At 67.8% G+C, this 20,690-nt stretch carries 25 protein-coding genes and 1 tRNA gene; 17 read left to right on the forward strand and 9 right to left on the reverse strand.

All coding sequences use genetic code 11. The annotated features are described in order from the left end of the window. The first annotated feature begins 135 nt into the window (after nucleotides 1-135). From ACFOWZ_RS47215 to ACFOWZ_RS47225, 3 genes are all read left to right on the forward strand, one after another. A complete protein-coding gene (locus ACFOWZ_RS47215; protein WP_382381117.1) occupies nucleotides 136-567 on the forward strand; it encodes a helix-turn-helix transcriptional regulator in 432 nt (143 codons plus the stop codon). A gap of 10 nt (nucleotides 568-577) precedes the next feature. Beyond that, nucleotides 578-979 (forward strand): VOC family protein, encoded by a 402-nt coding sequence (locus tag ACFOWZ_RS47220; protein WP_382381119.1) that lies wholly within the window; start codon nucleotides 578-580, stop codon nucleotides 977-979. A 158-nt stretch (nucleotides 980-1,137) separates the two neighbouring features. Further along, on the forward strand, nucleotides 1,138-1,845 hold the full coding sequence (locus tag ACFOWZ_RS47225) for a class I SAM-dependent methyltransferase (protein ID WP_382381121.1): 708 nt from the start codon (nucleotides 1,138-1,140) through the stop codon (nucleotides 1,843-1,845). A gap of 247 nt (nucleotides 1,846-2,092) precedes the next feature. On the opposite strand, the gene ACFOWZ_RS47230 is transcribed toward ACFOWZ_RS47225, so the two are convergent. The 3 genes from ACFOWZ_RS47230 to ACFOWZ_RS47240 form a co-directional block, all read right to left on the reverse strand. Then, the gene (locus tag ACFOWZ_RS47230; RefSeq protein ID WP_382381123.1) at nucleotides 2,093-2,902 is read right to left on the reverse strand and encodes a phosphotransferase family protein; all 810 of its coding nucleotides are present in this window, start codon (nucleotides 2,900-2,902) and stop codon (nucleotides 2,093-2,095) included. A gap of 107 nt (nucleotides 2,903-3,009) precedes the next feature. Beyond that, complete coding sequence (locus ACFOWZ_RS47235; protein ID WP_382381125.1) at nucleotides 3,010-3,186, reverse strand: hypothetical protein; 177 nt, start codon at nucleotides 3,184-3,186, stop codon at nucleotides 3,010-3,012. A 6-nt stretch (nucleotides 3,187-3,192) separates the two neighbouring features. Continuing rightward, complete coding sequence (locus ACFOWZ_RS47240) at nucleotides 3,193-4,305, reverse strand: radical SAM protein (protein ID WP_382381127.1); 1,113 nt, start codon at nucleotides 4,303-4,305, stop codon at nucleotides 3,193-3,195. A 180-nt stretch (nucleotides 4,306-4,485) separates the two neighbouring features. Between ACFOWZ_RS47240 and ACFOWZ_RS47245 the strand changes: the two genes are divergently transcribed. Genes ACFOWZ_RS47245 through ACFOWZ_RS47255 form a run of 3 tightly spaced genes read left to right on the forward strand, consistent with a single transcriptional unit; the run spans nucleotide 4,486 to nucleotide 5,546 of the window. Next, on the forward strand, nucleotides 4,486-4,833 hold the full coding sequence (locus ACFOWZ_RS47245; RefSeq protein ID WP_382381129.1) for a helix-turn-helix domain-containing protein: 348 nt from the start codon (nucleotides 4,486-4,488) through the stop codon (nucleotides 4,831-4,833). Next, nucleotides 4,740-5,360 carry a DUF5753 domain-containing protein gene (locus ACFOWZ_RS47250; RefSeq protein ID WP_382381131.1) on the forward strand — a complete coding sequence of 207 codons (621 nt, stop codon included), beginning with the start codon at nucleotides 4,740-4,742 and terminating at the stop codon, nucleotides 5,358-5,360. The genes ACFOWZ_RS47245 and ACFOWZ_RS47250 overlap by 94 nt, the downstream gene beginning before the upstream one ends. A 12-nt stretch (nucleotides 5,361-5,372) precedes the next feature. Continuing rightward, entirely contained in the window at nucleotides 5,373-5,546 is a 174-nt protein-coding gene (locus ACFOWZ_RS47255) for a DUF397 domain-containing protein (protein ID WP_382381328.1), read from the forward strand. Nucleotides 5,547-5,692: 146 nt separating this feature from the next. Here ACFOWZ_RS47255 and ACFOWZ_RS47260 read toward each other — a convergent pair. After that, nucleotides 5,693-5,777: transfer RNA gene (locus ACFOWZ_RS47260), tRNA-Ser, on the reverse strand. A gap of 28 nt (nucleotides 5,778-5,805) precedes the next feature. Further along, nucleotides 5,806-6,237, reverse strand: a complete 432-nt coding sequence (locus ACFOWZ_RS47265; protein WP_051782808.1) for a MarR family winged helix-turn-helix transcriptional regulator — start codon at nucleotides 6,235-6,237, stop codon at nucleotides 5,806-5,808. 164 nt (nucleotides 6,238-6,401) lie between these two features. On the opposite strand from ACFOWZ_RS47265, the gene ACFOWZ_RS47270 reads away from it, so the two are divergent. From ACFOWZ_RS47270 to ypfJ, 4 genes are all read left to right on the forward strand, one after another. Continuing rightward, nucleotides 6,402-8,114: a bifunctional metallophosphatase/5'-nucleotidase gene (locus ACFOWZ_RS47270; protein ID WP_382381133.1), complete on the forward strand. Its 1,713-nt coding sequence runs from the start codon at nucleotides 6,402-6,404 to the stop codon at nucleotides 8,112-8,114. A gap of 95 nt (nucleotides 8,115-8,209) precedes the next feature. Further along, nucleotides 8,210-8,776 (forward strand): hypothetical protein, encoded by a 567-nt coding sequence (locus ACFOWZ_RS47275; RefSeq protein WP_382381135.1) that lies wholly within the window; start codon nucleotides 8,210-8,212, stop codon nucleotides 8,774-8,776. A 64-nt stretch (nucleotides 8,777-8,840) separates the two neighbouring features. Further along, nucleotides 8,841-9,608 carry a hypothetical protein gene (locus ACFOWZ_RS47280; protein WP_382381137.1) on the forward strand — a complete coding sequence of 256 codons (768 nt, stop codon included), beginning with the start codon at nucleotides 8,841-8,843 and terminating at the stop codon, nucleotides 9,606-9,608. A gap of 570 nt (nucleotides 9,609-10,178) precedes the next feature. Then, complete coding sequence (gene ypfJ / locus ACFOWZ_RS47285; protein WP_382381139.1) at nucleotides 10,179-11,075, forward strand: KPN_02809 family neutral zinc metallopeptidase; 897 nt, start codon at nucleotides 10,179-10,181, stop codon at nucleotides 11,073-11,075. A gap of 88 nt (nucleotides 11,076-11,163) precedes the next feature. On the opposite strand, the gene ACFOWZ_RS47290 is transcribed toward ypfJ, so the two are convergent. Continuing rightward, the gene (locus ACFOWZ_RS47290) at nucleotides 11,164-12,672 is read right to left on the reverse strand and encodes a M28 family metallopeptidase (RefSeq protein WP_382381141.1); all 1,509 of its coding nucleotides are present in this window, start codon (nucleotides 12,670-12,672) and stop codon (nucleotides 11,164-11,166) included. A 105-nt stretch (nucleotides 12,673-12,777) separates the two neighbouring features. Next, on the reverse strand, nucleotides 12,778-12,972 hold the full coding sequence (locus ACFOWZ_RS47295) for a hypothetical protein (protein WP_382381143.1): 195 nt from the start codon (nucleotides 12,970-12,972) through the stop codon (nucleotides 12,778-12,780). 44 nt (nucleotides 12,973-13,016) lie between these two features. On the opposite strand from ACFOWZ_RS47295, the gene ACFOWZ_RS47300 reads away from it, so the two are divergent. Further along, nucleotides 13,017-13,982 carry an NAD(P)H-quinone oxidoreductase gene (locus ACFOWZ_RS47300; protein ID WP_382381145.1) on the forward strand — a complete coding sequence of 322 codons (966 nt, stop codon included), beginning with the start codon at nucleotides 13,017-13,019 and terminating at the stop codon, nucleotides 13,980-13,982. Here the strand turns inward: ACFOWZ_RS47300 and ACFOWZ_RS47305 are convergent. Together ACFOWZ_RS47305 and ACFOWZ_RS47310 are read right to left on the reverse strand one after the other, a co-directional pair. After that, nucleotides 13,966-14,601: a class I SAM-dependent methyltransferase gene (locus ACFOWZ_RS47305; RefSeq protein WP_382381330.1), complete on the reverse strand. Its 636-nt coding sequence runs from the start codon at nucleotides 14,599-14,601 to the stop codon at nucleotides 13,966-13,968. The two genes, ACFOWZ_RS47300 and ACFOWZ_RS47305, sit on opposite strands and share 17 nt — an antisense overlap. A gap of 28 nt (nucleotides 14,602-14,629) precedes the next feature. Continuing rightward, complete coding sequence (locus tag ACFOWZ_RS47310) at nucleotides 14,630-15,829, reverse strand: cysteine desulfurase-like protein (protein ID WP_030465461.1); 1,200 nt, start codon at nucleotides 15,827-15,829, stop codon at nucleotides 14,630-14,632. A 91-nt stretch (nucleotides 15,830-15,920) separates the two neighbouring features. Here ACFOWZ_RS47310 and ACFOWZ_RS47315 point away from each other — a divergent pair, with 91 nt between their 5' ends. From ACFOWZ_RS47315 to ACFOWZ_RS47340, 6 genes are all read left to right on the forward strand, one after another. Beyond that, nucleotides 15,921-16,397 (forward strand): bacterial proteasome activator family protein, encoded by a 477-nt coding sequence (locus tag ACFOWZ_RS47315; RefSeq protein WP_382381147.1) that lies wholly within the window; start codon nucleotides 15,921-15,923, stop codon nucleotides 16,395-16,397. Between the two features lie 88 nt (nucleotides 16,398-16,485). Continuing rightward, on the forward strand, nucleotides 16,486-17,400 hold the full coding sequence (gene wzm / locus ACFOWZ_RS47320; protein WP_382381149.1) for a galactan export ABC transporter permease subunit Wzm/RfbD: 915 nt from the start codon (nucleotides 16,486-16,488) through the stop codon (nucleotides 17,398-17,400). Between the two features lie 17 nt (nucleotides 17,401-17,417). Next, the gene (gene wzt / locus ACFOWZ_RS47325; protein ID WP_382381151.1) at nucleotides 17,418-18,239 is read left to right on the forward strand and encodes a galactan export ABC transporter ATP-binding subunit Wzt/RfbE; all 822 of its coding nucleotides are present in this window, start codon (nucleotides 17,418-17,420) and stop codon (nucleotides 18,237-18,239) included. A 3-nt stretch (nucleotides 18,240-18,242) separates the two neighbouring features. Then, on the forward strand, nucleotides 18,243-19,145 hold the full coding sequence (gene glfT1, locus ACFOWZ_RS47330; RefSeq protein WP_382381153.1) for a galactofuranosyltransferase GlfT1: 903 nt from the start codon (nucleotides 18,243-18,245) through the stop codon (nucleotides 19,143-19,145). A gap of 72 nt (nucleotides 19,146-19,217) precedes the next feature. After that, nucleotides 19,218-19,412 (forward strand): hypothetical protein, encoded by a 195-nt coding sequence (locus ACFOWZ_RS47335; RefSeq protein WP_156093582.1) that lies wholly within the window; start codon nucleotides 19,218-19,220, stop codon nucleotides 19,410-19,412. Nucleotides 19,413-19,479: 67 nt separating this feature from the next. Continuing rightward, nucleotides 19,480-20,682 carry an ABC transporter substrate-binding protein gene (locus ACFOWZ_RS47340; protein ID WP_382381155.1) on the forward strand — a complete coding sequence of 401 codons (1,203 nt, stop codon included), beginning with the start codon at nucleotides 19,480-19,482 and terminating at the stop codon, nucleotides 20,680-20,682. The last annotated feature ends 8 nt before the right edge of the window (nucleotides 20,683-20,690 follow it).

A 20,690-nucleotide genomic window follows, 5' to 3' on the forward strand; every position in this document is an offset into this window, starting at 1 on the left:
AAGCCCCCACGTGCGGAAACTACCCCGGCGAGTCGCGCCCGCCCAAGCTCGGGGGATTTTCCTCTCACCAGGGCAACCGGCCCCTCACGTCGAGCGTGAGCACTGCGAGGACGACTGCGTCCGTCGCGCGGTGGCATGCTGGTCGCCGTGACACCGGAGGACCTGGCACACCTGCGCCGGGCACGTGACCTGATGGACCGGGAGTACGCCAGGCCGCTGGAGGTGCCCGCGATGGCCCGCGCCGCCCTGATGTCACCGTCGCACTTCTCCCGCCAGTTCCGCGCGGCCTACGGCGAAACCCCGTACGGCTACCTGATGACCCGGCGGATCGAGCGCGCGAAAGCGTTGCTGCGCCTGGGAAAGCTGTCCGTGACCGAGGTCTGCGTCGAGGTCGGCTGCACGTCCCTCGGCTCGTTTTCCGCCCGCTTCACCGAACTCGTCGGCGAGACGCCCTCGGCCTACCGCGCGCGGTCGCACTCCGCGCTCGCCTCGGTGCCGGGCTGCCACCTCAAGGGCCTGACGCGACCGAGCAGGTTTCGAGAAGCGCCGCGAACCCCGCCTACCTAGGGTTTTGCCCATGAAGCTCTCGCACACGTTCCTCTTCGTCCACGACCAGGACGCCGCGCTGAAGTTCTACCGCGACGTCATCGGCCTCGAGGTCCGCACCGACGAGACCATCGAGGACGGCTACCGCTGGCTCACCGTCGGCCCCGCGGACCAGCCGGACCTGGAAATCGGCCTGTCCCGCATCGGCCCGCCCGTCCCGCCGACCGACTACGAGGCGCTGCACTCGTTGCTGGCCAAGGGATCCCTGCAAGGCATCATCTTCGAGGTCGACGACGTGGACGCGAAGTTCGAACAGGTCCGCGCGGCCGGCGCCGAGGTCATGCAGGAGCCGATCGACCAGTTCTACGGCGTCCGCGACTGCGCGTTCCGCGACCCGTCGGGCAACATGATCCGCTTCTCGTCCCCTCGCTGAAAACCACTTCTGGTTTCTTCGGCGGCGTGCTTCAGTAGTTCCCTCTGGCGCACTCACAGACAAGGTCGATGCCATGGCAGCCCCGGACACGCCGGGTGCCTTTGCCGTGCCCGGTGACACCCACGTCATTCTTCGTGCGATCACCAGGAGCATCCACCTTGAAGTGGTACACCTCTTTCTTCACTGATCTGGCCAACACCTTCTGGCGCGGCGCCGTCCAGCCCGCGCAAACGTCAGCCGAAATCGACTTCGTCACCAGCCTCACCCCAGGCCGCCGCGTGCTCGACGCACCGTGCGGCAGCGGCAGGCACAGCATCGAACTGGCCCGCCGCGGCTACTCGGTGACCGGCCTGGACATCTCGCCGGAAGCCATCGCGCACGCCCGAGCGGCGGCCCCGTCGCTGGACTGGCGGCTGGGCGACGTGACTTCCCTGGGCTCGCTGGGTGTCGAAGCCGACCTGGCGCTGTGCATGGGCAACAGCTTCGGCTACCTGGACCACGCGGAGTCGCAACGGTTCCTGTCCGACCTGGCAGCCGCCGCACCGGTGCTGGTGCTCGACTACGGGTGCGCGGCGGAGTCGTTGCTGCCGTCGCTGCCGGGCGAGATCCGGATGTCGGCGGGAGGCGTCGACATGGTCGCGGCCAACAGGTTCGACGTGGCCTCCGGCCGGCTGCTGATCGACTTCACGTTCACCTGCGGGGAGCGGGTGCAGCGGTCGACGTGTGTGCAGCACGTTTACACGGCTGGTGAGCTGAGCCGGATGTTGGTGGAGGCCGGGTTCGCGTCGGTCGCGTTGTACGGGGACACCGACGGGAGTCCGTTCGGGGTCGGCAGTCACCGGTTGCTGGCGGTGGCTCGGCGCTGAGAACGAGAAAGGCCGGGGCCTCGCGTTGGCGTACGAGCGTCACGGGGCCCCGGCCGTTCTGAACTGCGGAAGCGGAGGGATTTGAACCCCCGGACGGTTTCCCGTCTCCCGCTTTCAAGCTGAGCGCTGCTCAGCTCTGTGCATCGCCAGGTCTTTGCAGGACAAATGCACCCTAGCAGCGAGCGTAGGTCGGCAAAGCGTGTGCACTTAAGTTGATCACGCTAGGGGGTTCTTCTCGTTTGAGAGGTCAGACTGAGGCGAGCTGGCCGTCGGCCCACTGGTGGGCGGCGTCCGCCATACGCTGCTTCCACGGCTGTGGGTCGCTGGTAGCGATGTCGGTCCACATTTCGACGTTGGCGCGGGCGAACACGCCGAGCGCGGTTCGAGGGGCAGAAGCCCACGCGCGCGTGCGGCTCACGAGTTGCCCGGCCTGTGCGGCGGTGTGCCCGGCAGCGATCAGCCGCAGGGCGAGGCAGCACGGATCGATCCATGCGGCGCCGCGAGTCGGCCATGCCCAGTCGATCATCCGGGGCGTGCCGTCCGGGGTGATCAGGATGTTGTCCGGGTTGTAGTCAGTGTGCAGCAGCGTCTCGCCGCCGAGCAGCTCGGCCTCGGCGTCGTCGAGGTACCCGCGCCACCGCTTCCGCGCGTCCTTCAACGGCAGGTCCGGCACCGGAAGCGACGTCAGCGTGTCTACAGCCGCCAAGACGGCCGGGAGGTCCGGCGAGCCCGGCGCGTAGTCAGGGTGGCGCCCCGCGATGTACTCGAACGCCAAGACGTCCCAGCCGCCGGCGTCGTCGAGCCGCCAGAGCAGCGCCGGGGCGAGCGGCTGGACATGCGGGTTGATCGTCGCTTCGCGTTGTTGCGCGATGACACCAGCGTGGTCGGTGCGGATGCCCTTGACGAACACCTGTCCGCCGGGGGTGTCCAGGACTGCGGCGAGCGCCGAATTCATCCCCTGCGACAGGGTGCGTGCCGCCGTGATCTGTCCGACCTGTGCGCCGATCGCATCGCGCAAACCGGCGGTAAGGCTGTCCCACTCGATGCGTTCTTGCATGTTCCTCGACCATCGTCGTCCGCCCGTGAACGGGGCGAGGCTAGCTGACATGACAAAGGTGGCCGGACGCGACGCGCGTCCGGCCACCTGGTTTGGTGACAACCCGACTAGTACGGGTTGTCGTCCGATGCGGTGCAGTTACACCGGTTGTAGGCGCCGAGCACCTCGACGTCGTCGACCATCACGACGGCGTCGGCTGCAATCGGCGGCTCCGACTGTTCAAGCGTCCCGCCGACTGCAACAGCAGCCGACGGTGGCAACAGATCGAGCATCACCACGGACATGCGTAATCACCTCCCCCCGTGTTGGCAGTAGCGCTCAAGGGGTGCCTTCGCCGTCTGGTACAGCTTCGCCAGAGGGCGACAGGTCCAGCAGGTTCCCGACAGCGCGCACCCGGAACAGCCGCCGGTACGTCCCATGAGCGAGTCAGCGACACCGGCGAGCTGACGCAGGGCGTCGAGGCCGTGGTCGACGAGCGAGAACTGTGCGTCGCGACCGACCTTGCAAATGCTCGCCATGCCGTACGGGTCGGCGTGGAAGTGCGTGTGCCCGGCGCCGCACCCGGTGAACGGCCTGCGGGCACGCAGGAACTCGGGCGACTGCGACGGCAGCGTTTCCGCACCGCCGTAGATCGTGGGCGAGATGTTGGAGTACACGTTGCAGGTGACGCCGAGGCCCTCCGCGAACGCCTCCATCTCGGCGAGTTCGTGCTCGTTGCGCTCGGTGATCACGATGTTGAAGTGCAACGGCAGCCCGTGCTCGTGTGCCGCCGAGATTCCCGTCGTGAACGCCTTGTGTGAGCCGCGCCGCGCCGTCACCGCGTCGTAGACCTCGGCGCTGGCTCCGTAGACGCTGACCGTGATCCGGTACGGGCGTCGTGCGGTCAGGAGGTCGAGTATCGGCGGCGAGTGCAGGCGCGACCCGTTCGTCGAGATGGTGATCATCATCCCGAGGTCCCATGCGGTCGTGTAGACCGGCGCGAACAGCTTGTCGATCGTCGGCTCACCGCCGGTGAGCTGCACCCACAGCACCCCGGCGTCGCGCATCGTGTGCAGCAACTGCTCCCGGTCGCGCCATTCGAGCCCGTCGAACTCCTTCACTCCGAGGTAGCAGTGCGGACAGTCGTAGTTGCACCCGAGGTTCAGCTCGTACGACGCGCGGCCGTACCCGTGCTCCGACGGCTCGCGGACCTTCACCGCATCGGTAAGCGGCCTGCCGGTGATGTCGATGCCCCAACGCTGCTGGGCTGCATCGACCAGCCACTGTGGACACGCGCTGTCCGCGTGCGTCGACAGTGCGAGCAGCTCCTCGAACCTTCCGGAACCGATCTTCACCGCTCGCTGGTCGTCCGGTTTCAACACCAGGTGGTCATTCAGGAACGGACTTGCGATGAGCGCGTGCATCAGCCTCTCCCGTGGTTGGGTCGTGGAGTTCCGATCAGCGGCCGTGCTCGGTCGCGAGGCAGGCGGGACATGCATGGGCCGGATCGGTCGGCTTCGGGGGCGAGCTGATCGGCTCGAACGGCGCGCGGTCGCACCTCGGCGTGACCACCCCGTCGACGATCGACTCTGCCCGGTGAGCCCGTGAGCACGCCAGACGATCGCCGGATCGCGTTCGCCAACGAGCTGATCCGCGTCCGCAAGAAGGCCGGACTGAACGGCAAGCAGCTTGCGGAACGGTGCGGTTGGCAGGCGTCGAAGGTCTCCAAGATCGAGAACAAGCGACAAGACCCTACGGACTCCGACGTCCTCGACTGGATGACCGCGGTCGAGGCGCCGGAGTCCGAGGTTGAGCGGATGCGCGAGTGGCTCCGTTCGATCGACATCGACCGTGCCTCTTGGAAGCACCAGCTTCACAGGGCCACGCTGACAGACAGAACTACAGTCGACAGATCGAGAGCAGCGTCTCGATCATCCGTGTGTTCGAGTTGATCGTCGTGCCGGGGCTCGTGCAGATCGCCGAGTACGCCAGGCACATCTTCATCAGCGCTGCGCAGTTTCAGCAGACGCCGATGGACACCGACGACGCCGTAAGCATCCGCATCGAGCGGCAACGAGCGCTCTACGACAGCGCGAAGAGCATTGAACTGCTCATCTGCGAGTCGGCGCTGATGTACTACGTGTGCCCACCCGAGGTGATGGTCGCGCAGATCGACCGACTGCAAGCGCTCCTCGGTCTTCGCGTGCGATTCGGCATCATCCTCTTGGGGACGAGACTTCCGACGGTGCCACCGAACGGCTTCTGGATCGTCGGCGATCGGGTCCTGATCGAGACCGTCGACACCGAGATCAACACTGAGACACCTGCCGACCTTGAGACCTACAACCGCCTGATGGACCAGCTGTGGACCGTCGCGGTGGAGGGAGACAAGGCGCGCAAGATCCTCGTTCGCTGTGCGGAGGCAGCATCAGCAGCCGCCGCACAGATGGACGGCAGTCCGCCGCAGGAGGGGAACTAGCCAATGGAACAGATGCAGTTCCGCAAGTCGAGTTACAGCGTCGGCAACCCAGAGCAGTGCGTCGAGGTCGCATTCGCCCGCGACGGTGTGCGCGTGCGCGACTCCAAGGGCTCGGCACTCAACCTTCTTGAGGTCGGGCCAGATGCGTGGGCAGCGTTCGTAAGGTCGTCGCGGTCATCCGCATAGGGCGCCCGGTCTGTGCCCGTGCGCCAGCGTAGGTCGCTCTTCGTCAGAAGTGACGAAAGCGTGTGTACTGGACACGCTATACGCGCTAAACCGTGTACTGCACGAAGTACCCCTGCGCTGCGTTTTGGCAGTTCAGAGGTTATGAGCGGAAGCGGAGGGATTTGAACCCCCGGACGGTTGCCCGTCTCCCGCTTTCAAGGCGGGTGCATTCGGCCGCTCTGCCACGCTTCCCCGACGCCACCGGCGTCCGTGCGGAAGCCTAGCCGTTCGACTCCCGGAGGTGTGTCATGACCCGGTCGAACACCTTGGCCAGCACCTCGCCCTCTTCCGGGGTGATGAGGTCGACGATGTGCTCGCGCACGCCGCGCAGGTGTGTGGGGGCCGCCTCCACCAGTTGGGCCATGCCCTTCTGGGTCAGCTCGGCCAGTACGCCTCTGCCGTCCTCGGTGCACTCGCGGCGCAGCACCAGGCCCGCCTTCTCCATGCGCGCCACCTGGTGGGAGACGCGGGACTTGGAGGAGGCGACGTCCTCGGCGAGTTGGGTCATGCGCATGCTCTGGTTGGGCTGCTCCGAGAGCCTCACGAGGATCTCGTAGTCCGCGAGTGACACTCCGTGCGTGTCCTGCAGCTCTCGGTGCAGGCGGTCCATGAGCATGGAGGAACCGTTCACGTAGGTGCGCCACGCACGCATCTCGCCCTCGTCGAGCCAGCGCGGCTCCTGCTCACTAGGTGTCACGGGAACAGGCTAGCCCCGACGATGACGATCGAGACATTGCTCTGGAAAACGTCGCGCCCGGAAGGCAGACTCCTCCGCCGTACACGCGCGTTAACCACGCCTTGAAAGGCCTCTAACCCATGAGTTCGTTCAGACGGCTTTCCGTTCTGGCGATCACCGCCGCCGCGGCCACTGTCATCAGCGCTACCGGGCCTGCCCAGGCCGATGTCCAGTCACTGCGCGGTCGGGGCACGGTTGACGTGCGCCTGATCGGGATCAACGACCTGCACGGCAACATCGAACCGCCGTCCGGGTCGTCCGGGCGCGTCATCCTCCCGGACGGCACGACCGTCGACGCTGGTGGCGCCGCCTACAACGCGACGCACATCAAGAACCTCCAGAACGAGGTCAAGAACTCCGTCATCGTCGGGCAGGGCGACCTGATCGGCGCGTCACCGATCGTGTCCGCGTTGTTCCACGACGAGCCGACGATCGAGGTGCTCAACAAGGTCGGCATGGACGCGACCGCGGCCGGCAACCACGAGTTCGACGAGGGCTACAAGGAGCTCCTGCGCATGCAGCGCGGTGGCTGCCACCCCACGGACGGGTGCCAGTTCCGCGACTCGTACCCCGGCGCGAGCTTCCCGATCCTCGGCGCGAACGTCACGAAGGTCAAGACCGGCCTGCCGGCGCTGCCGCCGTTCTGGGTGGAGATCCGCGACGGGATGCCCATCGGCTTCATCGGCATGCCGCTCAAGGACGTGCCGATCCTGGTCGACCCGAACGGCATCAAGGAGCTGCAGTTCGGTGACGAGGTCAAGGCGGCCAACAAGTACGCCAACTTCCTCGACGCGATCGGCGTGAAGTCGATCGTCCTGCTGGTGCACCAGGGCGACCAGGTCACGTCGCCCCAGGGCGGCCCCAACGCGTGCAACGTCGCGGCCAACAACCCCGGCAGCGTCATCGCCACGCAGGTCAGCCCGAAGATCGACGCGGTCTTCTCCGGCCACAGCCACCAGCACTACAACTGCGTGGTCAAGGACCCGGCCGGCAACCCGCGGCCGTTCATCGAGGGCCTGGCGTTCGGGCGTGAGCTCAGCGTCGTCGACCTGAAGATCGACCGCCGGACGCGCGACGTCATCCGCGGCGAGACCAAGGCCGACAACAAGATCGTCACCCGCACGGTCACGCCGGACCCCACCGTCCAGGCGATCGTCGACCTGGCCAAGACGAAGTCCGCCCCGATCGCCAACAAGCCGGTCGGCACGATCGGCTCGGACATCGTGAGGGCGCAGAACCCCGCCGGTGAGTCGCCGCTGGGCGACCTGATCGCCGACTCGCAGCTCGAGGCCACCAAGGCCAACGGCGCCGTGCTCGCGCTGATGAACCCCGGTGGCGTGCGCGCGGACCTCACGTTCGCCAGCTCGCCGGTGGGCGAGGGCAACGGTGTGGTGACCTACGGCGAGATGTTCACCGTCCAGCCGTTCGGCAACATCCTGCAGACGGTCACGATGACCGGCGAGCAGATCAAGAACGTACTGGAGCAGCAGTTCACCGCAGCCAGGCAGTTCGTGCTGCAGCCGTCGGCGGGCCTGAAGTACACGTGGTCGGCGGCAGCGCCCTTCGGGTCGAAGGTCTCCGGCATCACGCTCAACGGCATCGCGCTCGACCCGGCCGCGAGCTACCGCGTCACGATCAACAGCTTCCTGCAGGGCGGCGGTGACGGCTTCAGCGAGTTCACCAAGGCCACGAACATCACCGGTGGCGGGATCGACCTGGACGCGTTCTCCGCGTACCTGAAGGCGCACCCCGGCGCGACTGCGCCCGCGCTCGACCGGATCACCAGGCAGTAGCAACCGCGTGAACGAGGGCCATCTCGGCGGCGAAAGTCGCCGGGATGGCCTTTTTCGCGTGTCGTACTGCTCCATTTGATCTAGAGTGAGGGCCGATGTCGTGGTTGCGTCGGCTCCTGCTGCTCGCCGGTCTGGTGACCGGCGCCTGGCTGCTGGGCAGCGCAGGTGAGGCGAGTGCCGACGTCAAGGTCGAGATCGACCACCTGAACGTCGAGGTGCGGCTGCCCGTCGTGGACGTGGCGGTGAAGGTGGCGACAGTCCCGCAACGGCCGGAAGCTCCTGTCCCGTCCCAGCCGGACCCGCGCGTCGAGACTCCCGCACCGGCGCCCGCGCCACCTCCAGCACCTCAGCCGGTCGTGGAAGCGCCCGTTCAGGCCGAAGCGCCGCCACAGCAGCAGCACACGCACACGACGCCGCCGTCGACGACGCGGCCCACGAACCCCGTTCCCGTTCCCCAGCAGCCGCAACCGCAGGCCGAGCAGCCGATCACCGGCACGCTCCCGCAGAGCGGCGCGGGTCAGGCGGGCGGAAACCAGATCCCGGCGGGCACGCTGCCGCACGCGATGCGGCCGCCCACCGCAACGACGTCTCTCGTCAGTTCCGAACAGCTGGACGTACCGCGTAGCCTCCGCGCAGAAGAACCAACGTTTTCCCCTGATTGATCCAGTGCCGTCGCCTTCACGGCCACGCACAGGGATCCGTCATTCCACTCCAGGGAGAACAGTCATGCGCAAGAACCTCAACCGGACCATGTCCGCCGCCCTGCTGACCGGCGGGCTCATGGTCGCGACCGCCGGGTTCGCCCAGGCGATTCCGGTCCCGATCAACGTCGACGACGAGGTCCGCGTCGGCAACCTGGTGAGCGTCCCGGTCAAGGTCTGCGGCAACGCGATCAACGTCCTCGGCGAGAGCGACGCGACCTGCGACACCGCCCCGCAGACCGCCTCGCAGCGCACGATGGCCGACGCGGCCCTCGTCTCCGCGCCGGTCACGGTGTGCGGCAACTCCGTCGGCGTCGCGGGCGGCGGCAACGGCAGCTGCGGCGCCACCAAGCCGGAGCCGCCCAACGGCGCCGTCGAGGCGCCGGTGACCGTCTGCGGCAACGCGGCGGCCGTGCTCGGCACCGCGAGCGGTGACTGCGGCAAGACCGACGTGCCCGAGCAGCCGCAGCCGGAGGACCCCAAGCCGGAAGACCCGAAGCCCGAGGACCCCAAGCCCGAGGACCCGAAGCCGGAGCAGCCGGGCCAGAACCCGGGCAACGGCAACCCCGGCGGTGGCAACAACGGTGACAACAACTCCGGTGGCGGCAACACCGGCGACGACTCGGGCGCCGGCACCCCGCAGACGGGCAACAAGGCCTCGCAGCTGGCCACCCCGATCCCGAACCTCTCCCGGACCGGTGCCGACCCGCTGGAGTTCCTGCTCGTGGGTCTCGGCCTGATGTCCGCGGGCGTGATGGCCCGCCGCGGCGCGCGTCGCGTCACGAAGGCCTGATCGTTTCCTGATCGTTGCCCGCAATCGCCCGGCGAGAGCTCCTCTCGCCGGGCGATTGCTGTCTGCACAGTCGATCTCCGCAGGTCACCCGTCCGACTTCACCAATTCAGGTTCTGCGTGAGGTGTTGAGATCTGCGGTGATCAAGCGCATGCTCGATAACGAGCTGGCCACCGGAAGGTGACTGAACTAGACCACCGGAGGCCACGCCCAGAAGGGGTAGGTGGTGCCGTGCAGGTAACTCCTCGCTGTGGCGAAACGCGGTTTGTTGCATCCCCGCGAGTGGATCGGACGTGACCGGTCCGGTCGCGACTGTGTAGCAACGGACACGAGGTTTCGGGTGCCCAGGCGCCATCGGCGTCGCTCGGTGCACTTCGACGCTGTTGAGCTCGGCAATCGGTGTCGTCTCATGGCGTCACCGGCTGAGCGCCACGCCAACCTTCGTGGGCCGTCGTCGTCACAACCAAATGGGAAAGCCTCGGTGCGGTGCCCCGACGTCGGGCTCCGCATCGAGGCGTGTTTGGTGCTTTATCGTTTGCGGCACCCATGGGGTCCTTAACAGGAGGATTGCGGTGCAGTTCAACGAAGGCGCGGAACTCGATCTTTCTCAGGTTTCGGACCAGCGGGGCGTGGGCGGCCGCGTCGCCGGCGTCGGCGGTGGTCTCGGCGTGGTCGGACTCATCATCTACTTCCTGGTGCAGCAGTTCACCGGCATCCAGCTGCCCGCGGGCGGCCTGGAGGGCCTCGGCACCAACACCCAGGTGGAGTCGGGCCAGCTCGCCGAGAAGTGCAAGACCGGCGCGGACGCGAACCGCGACAGCGACTGCCGGGTCGTGGCCACGATCAACTCGATCCAGGCCTTCTGGACGGACCAGTTCGCCCGCTCCGGCAACACCTACCAGGTCACCAAGACCAACTTCTTCCGCAACAGCGTGAACACGCGCTGCGGCAACGCCACCTCAGCGGTCGGCCCGTTCTACTGCCCCGCCGACGCCCAGGTGTACATCGACCTCGACTTCTTCAACGAGCTGCGCACCAAGTTCGGCGCGACCGGCGGCCCGTTCGTCGAGGCCTACGTGCTGGCCCACGAGTACGGCCACCACGTGCAGAACCTGCTGGGCACCTCCGACCGCGTCAGTTCGCGCACCGGCCCCACGTCGGACTCCGTGCGTCTGGAGCTGCAGGCCGACTGCTACGCGGGCGCGTGGGGCAAGGCCGCGACGACCGTGCCGTCGTCCAACGGCAAGCCGCTGATCTCGAACATCACGCAGGAGGACGTGAACGCCGCCCTGGACGCGGCGGCACGCATCGGTGACGACTTCATCCAGAGCGAGCTCGGCGGCGGGCGGGTCGACACGACGAAGTTCAGCCACGGCAGCTCGGCGCAGCGGCAGAAGTGGTTCACGACCGGGTTGCAGACCGGGGATCCGGCGCGCTGCAACACGTTCGACACGAACAACCTGGGCTGACAGGTCGACCCGCCGGAATTGTCAGACCCTTCTGGAAAAATAAAAGCAGGGGTCCCCTGGCGGGGGACCCCTGCGTCAGCAAGAGGGACTACGCGACGGCCAGGTGGTCGTGGTCGTCGTGCGCGGCCAGCGACATCTTGCCCGCCGCACGAGCGTCGGCACGCTTGGCACGCGGCGGCACCCCGTTGACGTCCTCAGTGGACACACCGTAGGCCGCGGTCACGAACGCGATGGCGCCTGCGTTGCGGCCCAGGGCCGTGCGGTCGACGTTGCCGAGGTTGTCGCACTTCGAGTGGTAGCACGGGTCGTAGGCGACGCCTGCCGTGCCGCCCCACTTGGCTGCCTGGGCCGCGGTCTTGACGCCCTCGGCGCCGGTGAACAGGCCGCCGGCCGGAATGCCCTGCGCGATGAACTCGCCGTAGTCCGAGCGACCCGAGAAGTCCGTGCCCTCGGTCGGGACGCCCTTGGCGGCGAAGTAGTCGGCGAAGGCCTTCTCGATCTGCGCCGAGCCGTACGGGCCGGGGCCCGCGCCGACGTTGTCCGAGTTGTCGCCGTCGTAGATGAAGTACGCGGCGTTCGGGGAGCCGACCATGTCGAAGTTCAGGTACAGCGCGATGTCCAGCTGCTGTTCGAACGTCAGCGACTGGACGTACTTGGTCGAGCCGATCAGGCCGCGCTCCTCGGCGCCCCACCAGGCGAACCTGATGGCGTTGTCGACCTTCGGGCGCGAGCCCAGCTGCAGCGCGGTCTCCAGGAGAGAGGCCGAGCCGGTGCCGTTGTCGTTGATGCCCGGGCCCGTTTCGACGCTGTCGAGGTGGGCGCCCGCCATGACGACGTTGTTGGTGCGGCCGGTCTTGGTCTGGGCGATGACGTTGCGCTGGGTGCGGGTTTCGAGGTGGTAGCGCATGTCGACGGTGATCGGCAGGCCGGCCTTCGTGGCGAGCGTCGTGCCGTCGGCCTGGGAGACGCCGCCGGTCGGGATCTTGCCGGGGTTGGTCAGCGTCACGTTGGAGAGCGGGCCCGCGACGTTGTTCGAGACCAGCACGGCGATGGCGCCGGCGGCGAACGCGTTGAGGTGCTTCTGCTCGAACGTGCAGCCGCCGCGGCGGATCAGGGCGACCGAGCCGGTGAAGTCCTGGCCGGCGAAGTCGGTGGCTTCACAGCCCGTGGTGGCGTCTTCCGGGACGACGCGCAGCGGGCCCGTCACGCCGCCGACCGGGGTCTGCGGTGAGGCGGTCATGACGATCGCCTCGTAGTTCACGCCGTCGACGCGGGCGAGCTTGGCGTCGCTGACCTGGATGTCGAAGTCGAACGTCGGCGTGGAGACGATGAAGCCCTCGTCGCGGAGCTTGCCCGCGACGTAGTCGACGCTCGCGTCGTAACCGGGGGTCAGGGCGGCTCGGGTGCCGCCGTTGCGGTCACCGATGCGCTGGAACGCGATGAGGTGCCGGTTGACCCCCTCGACGGTGACCTTCTTCGCGAGCTTCTTGGCGAGTGCGGGGCCTTCGGGTTCAGTTGCGGCGGACGCGGTGGCGGTGGGGGCTGCGACTAGTGCCGAGATGGCGAGAACAGTCGCCAGCTTGGATCTGCCTGACATGAACGTTCCCCTTCGTTCGAGAGTCCGCTGAACCCTCACAAACAGGAGACCTGGGACACAATCCACCGGTCGTCGGGTGTTCAGGTCGTGATCAGCTGAACACACTCAGCGAGGCCCCTCGACCGAAACGTCCCACTCCGGGCGCACGAAGTCCGCGGCGTCCAGACGCAGTCGCACGTGCTCAAGACGTTCTCCGCGCGGTGCGACATCGACGAGCTCGTACAGCCCTTCGTCGTCGTCAGGACGCAGTTCCAGGCGTGGGGTGCGCAGAACCAGGTTCCGCAAGGGCCAGGCGCTCATCCTCAGATGGTGCCTCCCCGGTCCAACGGATTACGGTCGACTGTATGCGTGCCATCACTGTTCGCGAACCCGGCGGCCCGGACGTGCTCGAGTGGACCGAGGTCCCCGACCCCGTGCCCGGCAAGGGCGAGGTGCTGATCGACGTCGCCGCGAGTGCGGTCAACCGCGCGGATCTCCTGCAACGACAGGGCTTCTACCCACCGCCGCCCGGTGCGTCGGACGTCATCGGGCTGGAGTGCTCCGGCACGATCGCCGCGCTCGGCGAGGGGGTGACCGGCTGGAACGTCGGCGACGAGGTGTGTGCGCTGCTCGCCGGCGGTGGCTACGCGGAGAAGGTCGTCGTGCCCGCGCCGCAGGTCCTGCCGCTGCCGAAGGGCGTGGACGTCGTCACGGCGGCCGCGCTGCCCGAGGTCGCGTGCACGGTGTGGTCGAACGTCGTGATGGACGGCCGGTTGAAGACCGGCGAGACGTTCCTCGTGCACGGCGGTGCGGGTGGCATCGGCACGCACGCGATCCAGGTCGCCAAGGCGCTCGGTGCGACCGTCGCGGTCACCGCCGGGTCCGACGAGCGGCTGCGCAAGTGCGCCGAGCTGGGCGCGGACATCACGGTCAACTACAAGACCCAGGACTTCGTGGCCGAGGTGAAGCAGGCCGACGTCGTGCTCGACAACATGGGCGCCTCCTACCTGCCCCGCAACATCGACGTCCTCGCGCAGGACGGCCGGTTGATGATCATCGGCATGCAGGGCGGGGTGAAGGGCGAGCTGCCGATCGGCAAGCTCCTCGGCAAGCGCGCGATGGTGATGGCGACCGGTCTGCGCGGCCGCAGCGTCGACAGCAAGGGCGCGATCGTGGCGCAGGTTCGCGAGCACCTCTGGCCGTTGGTCGAGAGCGGTGCCGTGAAGCCGATCGTCGGTCAGGTCGTGCCGATGTCGAACGCCGCGGAAGCGCACCGGCTGCTGGAGGCGAGCGACGTCTTCGGCAAGGTCCTGCTCAAGCGAGAGCGGTAGCCGCGGCCAGCGAGGTCCGGGGAGCCGTGCGGAACTCCAGCCCGAACTCCTCGGACCACCGCGCCAGCACGGCCTGCTCGTCGGGCCGGTCGACGTCGTCCGCCAGCACCGTCGCCCCGGGAGCCAACACGGCGCGCAACACGGGCAACGCCGGATAGCGCGAGTCACCGAACCCAGGACCGTCGACGAGCAGCAGGTCCACCAGACCGAACCGTTCGACGTACCCGAGCACTTCGTCGTGCACCTGCTGCGGTGCGTACCACTGGCCGTGACGTGACAACGCCGCCGGATGCCGCGACAACGGTGCGTGCAGCACGCGCGCGACCGACCCCAGGCCTTCGCGACGCAGCTGCGAGGCGACGAAGGCGGCCGTGCGTTCGTCGTGCTCGATGCACAGCAGATGGCCGAATCCGCGCTGTTGCAGCAGCCGGGCCAGCATGACGGAAGAAGAACCGCAGCCCAGCTCCACCAGCACGGTCCGGGCGCCGAGCACGACCTCGTCCATCACCGCGACGAGAGCCGCGGGGCGCAGGTCGCCGGAGAGCTGCGGCAGGTACTCGGTGTTGAGTGAGCCGAGGCGCTGCAGGGCCGAGAGATCGGCGAGCTCGCGGGCGAGCACGTCGTCCAAGAAATGATCTCCCAAGTACTCAGCCCAGTTCGGCCACCGCCCTCACCAGGTCGTCCACTTCGACCGCGTTCGTGTAGTGCGCGAGCCCGACGCGGATGGCGCCGCCGACCTCGCCGACGCCGAGCACCGAGAACACCCCGTGCTGACCGGGGTCGGCGAACGCGCAGACGCCCCGCGACGCGAGGTGTTCGACGACGTCCTCCGCCTTGACCCCGGCGATCGTGAACGCCAGCGCGGGCACCCGCCGCATGGCGTCGCCGATCACCATCACGTGTCGCAGCGAACGCAGTTCGTTGATGAGATTAGCGAGCAGCCCGGCCTGGTACGCCTTCACGGACCCCAACGACGTGAGCAGCCGCTCACGGCGCGTGCCCGACGCGGCGTCGTCCAGGTCCGCGAGGTACTCCACGGACGCGACGAGGCCGGCGAGCATCGGGTAGGCGTGCGGGCCGAGCTCCAGCCGTTCCGGACCGCGGGCCGTCGGGTCGACCGAGACCGACGGTAGCCGCTCCAGCACCGACGGGTCGCGGAAGACCAGCGCACCGACCGGCGGGCCGCCCCACTGGCCAGCGGAAAGAGCCACGACGTCGGCACCCGTGCCAACGATGTCCAACGGCACGAACGGCGCTGCCGACGACGCGTCGACCACCATCATCGAACCGTGGGCGCGCGCCACCGCCGAGATCTTGCCGAGGTCCGGACGGGTGCCGACCACGCCGGACGCCGCGGTGATGGCGATGAGCTTCGTGCGGTCGGTGACCAGCTCGTCGTACTGCCAGCTCGGCAGCTCGCAGGTCTCGATGTCTATCTCTGCCCATTTGACCGCGCTGCCGGTGCGCTGGGTGGCCCGCAGCCACGGCGCGATGTTCGCCGGGTGGTCCAGCCGCGACACGAGCACCTCGTCGCCCATGAACCAGTCGTCGGTCATCGCGTCGGCGAGCCGTTGCAGCAGCACCGCGGAGGACGGGCCGAGCACGACACCCGCGGGGTCACCGCCGACGAGGTCCGCGACGGACCTGCGGGCGGCGTCCACGATGCCCTGAGCCCGCTGGGATGCGGGGAAGATGCCACCGGGTCCGGAGACCGGGGCGCGCAGCGCGGTGGAGACGGCGGTGGCGACCTGCTCGGGCACCTGCATGCCGGCGGGTGCGTCGAGGTGGACCCAGCCGTCGCCGAGCGCGGGGAAGAGCCCTCGTACCCGTGCGACGTCGAACGCCATGCCACACACCGTACGTATGAACGCAAACACGGTGTCGGCCAGCCCCCACCCGGATAACCTCCAGTAACCGGATAAGGCCAGGATGGAGACCATGAACCAGGAGCAGCCCGTCGTTATCGTCGGCGGCCAGGACGGCGACATCACCGACATGGTCGAGCAGCCGGCGAAGGTCATGCGGATCGGCACGATGATCAAGCAGCTGCTGGAGGAGGTGCGCGCCGCGCCTCTGGACGAGGCCAGCCGCAACCGTCTCAAGGAGATCCACAAGCGGTCCATCGACGAGCTCGAGGACGGGCTCGCGCCGGAGCTGCGCGACGAGCTCGAGCGCCTCTCGCTGCCGTTCACCGAGGACGGCACGCCGTCCGACGCCGAGCTGCGGATCGCGCAGGCGCAGCTGGTGGGCTGGTTGGAGGGCCTCTTCCACGGCATTCAGACCGCTCTGTTCGCCCAGCAGATGGCAGCCCGTGCGCAACTGGAACAGATGCGCGGGCGTGCTCTCCCCGCCGGCAGCGGTGCCGACGGGCACGAGGGTGGCGCCACCGGCAAGGGCACTGGCCAGTACCTCTGACAAAGGTGATCAAGAACTTGGCGCGTTGACCACACCGTGACGTACCGGCGTCCAGGTCGTTCAACCGGCGCCGGTACCCTCAGTCCTCGTGCAAGCCACCAGTACGCTCGACCACCCCGAGGCGCCCCCCGCCGTGAGGTCGCGCAGCTTCAAACGTGCGTTCGCCGACGTGCGCGAGGCGTGGGACCACCGTGAACTCTGGGGTCACCTCGGCTGGCAGGACATCAAGCAGCGCTACCGACGCTCGGTCATCGGTCCGTTGTGGATCACGATCTCGATGGGCACGACAGCCCTCGCGTTGGGCCTGCTGTACTCGGTGCTGTTCAAAACGGAAGTCGCCACGTTCCTGCCGTACGTGACGGTCGGCTTCATCGTCTGGAACTTCATCGTCGGCTGCGTCACCGAGGGCACCGACGTTTTCATCGCGAACGAGGGGCTCATCAAGCACCTCCCCGCGCCGATCACGGTGCACGTGATGCGCATGGTGTGGCGCCAGGTGCTGTTCTTCGCGCACAACCTCGTGGTCTACCTGGTGGTTCTGGCCATCTTCTTCACCTCGCTCAGCCACGACTACCGGATCAGCGAGAACGGCCCGGTGCACCCCGGCCTGAGCTGGACCATCGTGCTCGCGATCCCCGGCTTCGTGCTGCTCGCCGTGAACGCGGTGTGGGTCTCGCTGCTGTTCGGCGTCATCAGCACCCGCTTCCGCGACATCCCGCCGGTCGTGAACAGCTTCATCAACCTGGTCTTCTTCATGACGCCGATCGTCTGGGACGCGGGCGTGCTGCAGCGGGTCACCGGTGGCGGCGACAACGACTGGCGCATGCTCATCGCCGAGCTCAACCCCGTGTACCACTTCGTCGAGATCGTCCGGGCCCCGCTGCTCGGCCACGCCGTCGACTGGCACCACTGGGCGATCGTGGGCGGCTTCACCGTCGTCGGCTGGGGACTCGCGATGGTCATCCTGCGCAACTACCGCGCCCGCGTTTCCTACTGGGTCTAAAGGAGGTCGGCTAAACCATGGTCAGCATCGACGTCTGGAACGCATCGGTCGACTTCCCGATCTTCGACGCCAAGTCGAGATCGCTGAAGAAGCTCGCGCTCGGCAAGGTCGGCGGCAAGATCGGCTCAGAGGGCCGGGTGCCGATCATCGAGGCACTGCACGACATCTCGCTGTCGCTCAAGGACGGCGCGCGCGTCGGTCTCGTCGGCCACAACGGTGCCGGCAAGTCCACGCTGCTGCGCCTGCTGGCGGGCATCTACGAGCCGACGCGCGGCCAGTCGCGCATCGTCGGCAAGGTGGCGCCCGTCTTCGACCTCGGCGTCGGCATGGACCCGGAGATCTCCGGCTACGAGAACATCATGATCCGGGGTCTGTTCCTCGGCATGAGCCGCAAGCAGATGGAAAAGCGCGTCGACGACATCTCGGAGTTCACCGAGCTCGGTGACTACCTGCAGATGCCGCTGCGCACGTACTCGACCGGCATGCGCGTGCGGCTCGCGCTCGGCGTGGTCACCTCGATCGATCCCGAGATCCTGCTGCTCGACGAGGGCATCGGCGCGGTCGACGCGGCGTTCATGGCGAAGGCCCGCGACCGCCTCAAGGACCTGGTGAAGCGCTCCGGCCTGCTGGTGTTCGCGAACCACTCGGACGAGACGCTGTTGGATTTCTGCGACACCGCGATCTGGATGGACGAGGGCCGTGTCAAGATGCACGGGGGCCTGCGCGACGTCCTCACCGAGTACAAGGGCTTCGACCCGTTCGACCGGATGAGCACCGAGCAGCTGGAAAGGCTCGGCTACTCCTCCACCACCGTCCTCAGCGGAAACGGCGGCGAATAGACAGTGAACCTCGAGGCACTGCCCAAGGGCTCCGTCGTCGCGGTGGTGGTCACCCGCCACCGCAGGGAGCTGCTGGCCGAGTCACTGAAGGCCCTCGCGACCCAGACCCGCGTCCCCGACCACCTGGTCGTCGTCGACAACGGCCCGGACCAGCCGGTGGACGACCTGGTCGAGCAGTGCCCGCTCCCCACGACCTACCTGCCGTCGCACCGCAACCTCGGCGGTGCCGGCGGCTTCGCGCTGGGCATCCTCCACGCGCTCTCGCTGGGCGCGGACTGGGTGTGGCTCGCGGACGACGACGGCCGCCCGGCCGACGAGACCGTCCTGGCCGTGCTGATGGAGGAGGCCGAGCGCCGCAAGCTCGCGGAGATCTCCCCCGTCGTCACGAACATCGACAAGCCGGAGAAGCTCGCGTTCCCGTTGCGCCGCGGCCTGACGTGGAAGCGCTCGGCCTCCGAGCTGGGCACGGACTTCCTTCCGGGCATCGCCTCGCTGTTCAACGGTGCACTGTTCCGCGCCTCGACGCTCGACGTCGTCGGCGTGCCGGACTACCGCTTGTTCTTCCGCGGCGACGAGGTGGAGATCCACCGCAGGATGGTCCGCTCCGGCCTGCCGTTCGGCACGTCGCTGCGAGTCGCGTACGTGCACCCGGACGGCTCGGACGAGTTCAAGCCGATGCTGGGCGGCAAGTTCCACGCGCAGGATCCGGAGAACCCGATCAAGCGCTACTACACCTACCGCAACCGCGGCTACCTGCTCTCGCAGCCGGGCATGCGCAAGCTGGGCGCCCTCGAGGTGTTCCGGTTCGGCCTGTACTTCCTCGCCGTGAAGCGCGACCCGAAGGCGTTCGTCGAGTGGCTGAAGCTCGTGCGCCTCGGCCAGCGGGAACGCTTCTTCCGCAAGTGATCTGCTGAGGGCGGAATCGCTGCCAGCGGAACCGCCCTCAGCACAGCACCGGAACGCGGTTTGCTGGAACACATGAGCCGACTTGTGCTGTTCCTCGCCGCAAACCCGAACCCGATCACCCTCACCGTCACCGACGAGACGCGGGACGACCTCGCGCCGCGGCTGACCCAGATCGTCCGAAACGGTCACACGCAACCCATCACGGCCCCGGACGGCCGGGAGTACGTCATCAACTTCTCCAACGTCGTGGTCGCACACTTCGAGTAACCGCTCGCGCACCCGAGGTGATCGGAGTAAGACGTGATGAGTGATCTCCCGACGCAGACTTCTCTCCTTGGCGGGCGCGAGCGCGCTTCTCGCGGCCTGCGGATCGAACACCGGCAGGGGCGGCAACGGCCAGGCCCTCAAGCAGTGGTACCACGCGTACGGCGAGCCCGGCGTCCAGCAGGCGGTGGAGCGCTACGCCAAGGCGTACCAGAAAACCCCGGTCGACGTGCAGTGGAACCCCGGCGACTACGACTCCAAGCTCGCGACGAGCCTGCTGTCCGACGGCGGACCGGACGTCTTCGAGTCCACCCCGCAGATCAGCTCGGTGAGGGCGGGTCAGCTCGTGCCGCTCGACGACGTCTTCGGCGACGCCAGGAACGACTTCTCCGAGTCGATTCTCGCGACGCACACCGTTGACGGGAAGATCTACGGCGTCCCGCAGGCGGTGGACATGCAGATGCTGTTCTACCGCAAGAGCTTCTTCGCCAAGGCCGGCGTCCAACCACCATCCACTGTGGACGAACTGATCGACGCGTCCCGCCGCCTCACCCGAGACGGCGTCAAGGGTCTGTTCGCCGGCAACGACGGCGGCGGAGGCGTGCTGGGCGGCCCCGCGCTGTGGTCGGCAGGCCTCGACTACGTGCGCGACCACCAGGTCGGCTTCGACGATCCCGTTGCGGCACAGGCGATCGGCAAGCTGCGCGAGCTCTACACCAGCGGCAGCCTGCTGCTCGGCGCGGTGAAGGACTGGGCCGAACCGGACGCGTTCACCCAGGGCCTGGTCGCCATGCAGTGGACGGGTTTGTGGACCGTGCCGGCGATCCAGAAGGCATTGGGCGACGACTTCGGCGTCCTCCCGTTCCCGAAGCTCACCGCCGCCGGCGCCCCGAGCGTCCCGGTCGGCGCGTTCGGGGCGATGGTCAACGCGAAGTCGAAGCGGGTGGACGAGGCCAAGGAGTTCGTGCGCTGGCTGTGGATCGAGCGAACCGACTACCAGGAGGACTTCAACCTCAGCTACGGCTTCCACATCCCACCGCGCAAGAGCATCGCGGCGAAGGCCTCGAAGCTGACCTCGGGCGCGGCCGCCGACGCGGTGAAGTTCGTGCAGGACAACGCCAAAGCCTCCAACCCACCGGACTGGACCTCGGTGATGCGCACCGCGTTCAACGACGCCGTGTCCCGAGTGGTCCGCGACGGCGCCCCCGCAGACGCGGAGCTCAAGGCGGCGGCCGCGAAGGCACGTGACGAGCTGAAGCGCCTCTACGGATGAGGCCCTCG

The sequence above is a fragment of the Lentzea rhizosphaerae genome (assembly GCF_042649515.1).
Classification (GTDB): Bacteria; Actinomycetota; Actinomycetes; order Mycobacteriales; family Pseudonocardiaceae; genus Lentzea; species Lentzea aerocolonigenes.

Excerpts from the sequence above, each read along its gene's own strand:
- ACFOWZ_RS47215 (WP_382381117.1), top strand. The coding sequence starts at position 136 with ATGCTGGTCGCCGTGACACCGGAGGACCTGGCACACCTGCGCCGGGCA.
- ACFOWZ_RS47220 (WP_382381119.1), top strand. The coding sequence starts at position 578 with ATGAAGCTCTCGCACACGTTCCTCTTCGTCCACGACCAGGACGCCGCG.
- ACFOWZ_RS47230 (WP_382381123.1), bottom strand. The coding sequence starts at position 2,902 with ATGCAAGAACGCATCGAGTGGGACAGCCTTACCGCCGGTTTGCGCGAT.
- ACFOWZ_RS47235 (WP_382381125.1), bottom strand. The coding sequence starts at position 3,186 with ATGTCCGTGGTGATGCTCGATCTGTTGCCACCGTCGGCTGCTGTTGCA.
- ACFOWZ_RS47240 (WP_382381127.1), bottom strand. The coding sequence starts at position 4,305 with ATGCACGCGCTCATCGCAAGTCCGTTCCTGAATGACCACCTGGTGTTG.
- ACFOWZ_RS47255 (WP_382381328.1), top strand. The coding sequence starts at position 5,373 with ATGCAGTTCCGCAAGTCGAGTTACAGCGTCGGCAACCCAGAGCAGTGC.
- ACFOWZ_RS47265 (WP_051782808.1), bottom strand. The coding sequence starts at position 6,237 with ATGCGTGCGTGGCGCACCTACGTGAACGGTTCCTCCATGCTCATGGAC.
- ACFOWZ_RS47270 (WP_382381133.1), top strand. The coding sequence starts at position 6,402 with ATGAGTTCGTTCAGACGGCTTTCCGTTCTGGCGATCACCGCCGCCGCG.
- ACFOWZ_RS47275 (WP_382381135.1), top strand. The coding sequence starts at position 8,210 with ATGTCGTGGTTGCGTCGGCTCCTGCTGCTCGCCGGTCTGGTGACCGGC.
- ACFOWZ_RS47280 (WP_382381137.1), top strand. The coding sequence starts at position 8,841 with ATGCGCAAGAACCTCAACCGGACCATGTCCGCCGCCCTGCTGACCGGC.
- ACFOWZ_RS47290 (WP_382381141.1), bottom strand. The coding sequence starts at position 12,672 with ATGTCAGGCAGATCCAAGCTGGCGACTGTTCTCGCCATCTCGGCACTA.
- ACFOWZ_RS47295 (WP_382381143.1), bottom strand. The coding sequence starts at position 12,972 with ATGAGCGCCTGGCCCTTGCGGAACCTGGTTCTGCGCACCCCACGCCTG.
- ACFOWZ_RS47300 (WP_382381145.1), top strand. The coding sequence starts at position 13,017 with ATGCGTGCCATCACTGTTCGCGAACCCGGCGGCCCGGACGTGCTCGAG.
- ACFOWZ_RS47310 (WP_030465461.1), bottom strand. The coding sequence starts at position 15,829 with ATGGCGTTCGACGTCGCACGGGTACGAGGGCTCTTCCCCGCGCTCGGC.
- ACFOWZ_RS47315 (WP_382381147.1), top strand. The coding sequence starts at position 15,921 with ATGAACCAGGAGCAGCCCGTCGTTATCGTCGGCGGCCAGGACGGCGAC.
- wzt (WP_382381151.1), top strand. The coding sequence starts at position 17,418 with ATGGTCAGCATCGACGTCTGGAACGCATCGGTCGACTTCCCGATCTTC.
- ACFOWZ_RS47335 (WP_156093582.1), top strand. The coding sequence starts at position 19,218 with ATGAGCCGACTTGTGCTGTTCCTCGCCGCAAACCCGAACCCGATCACC.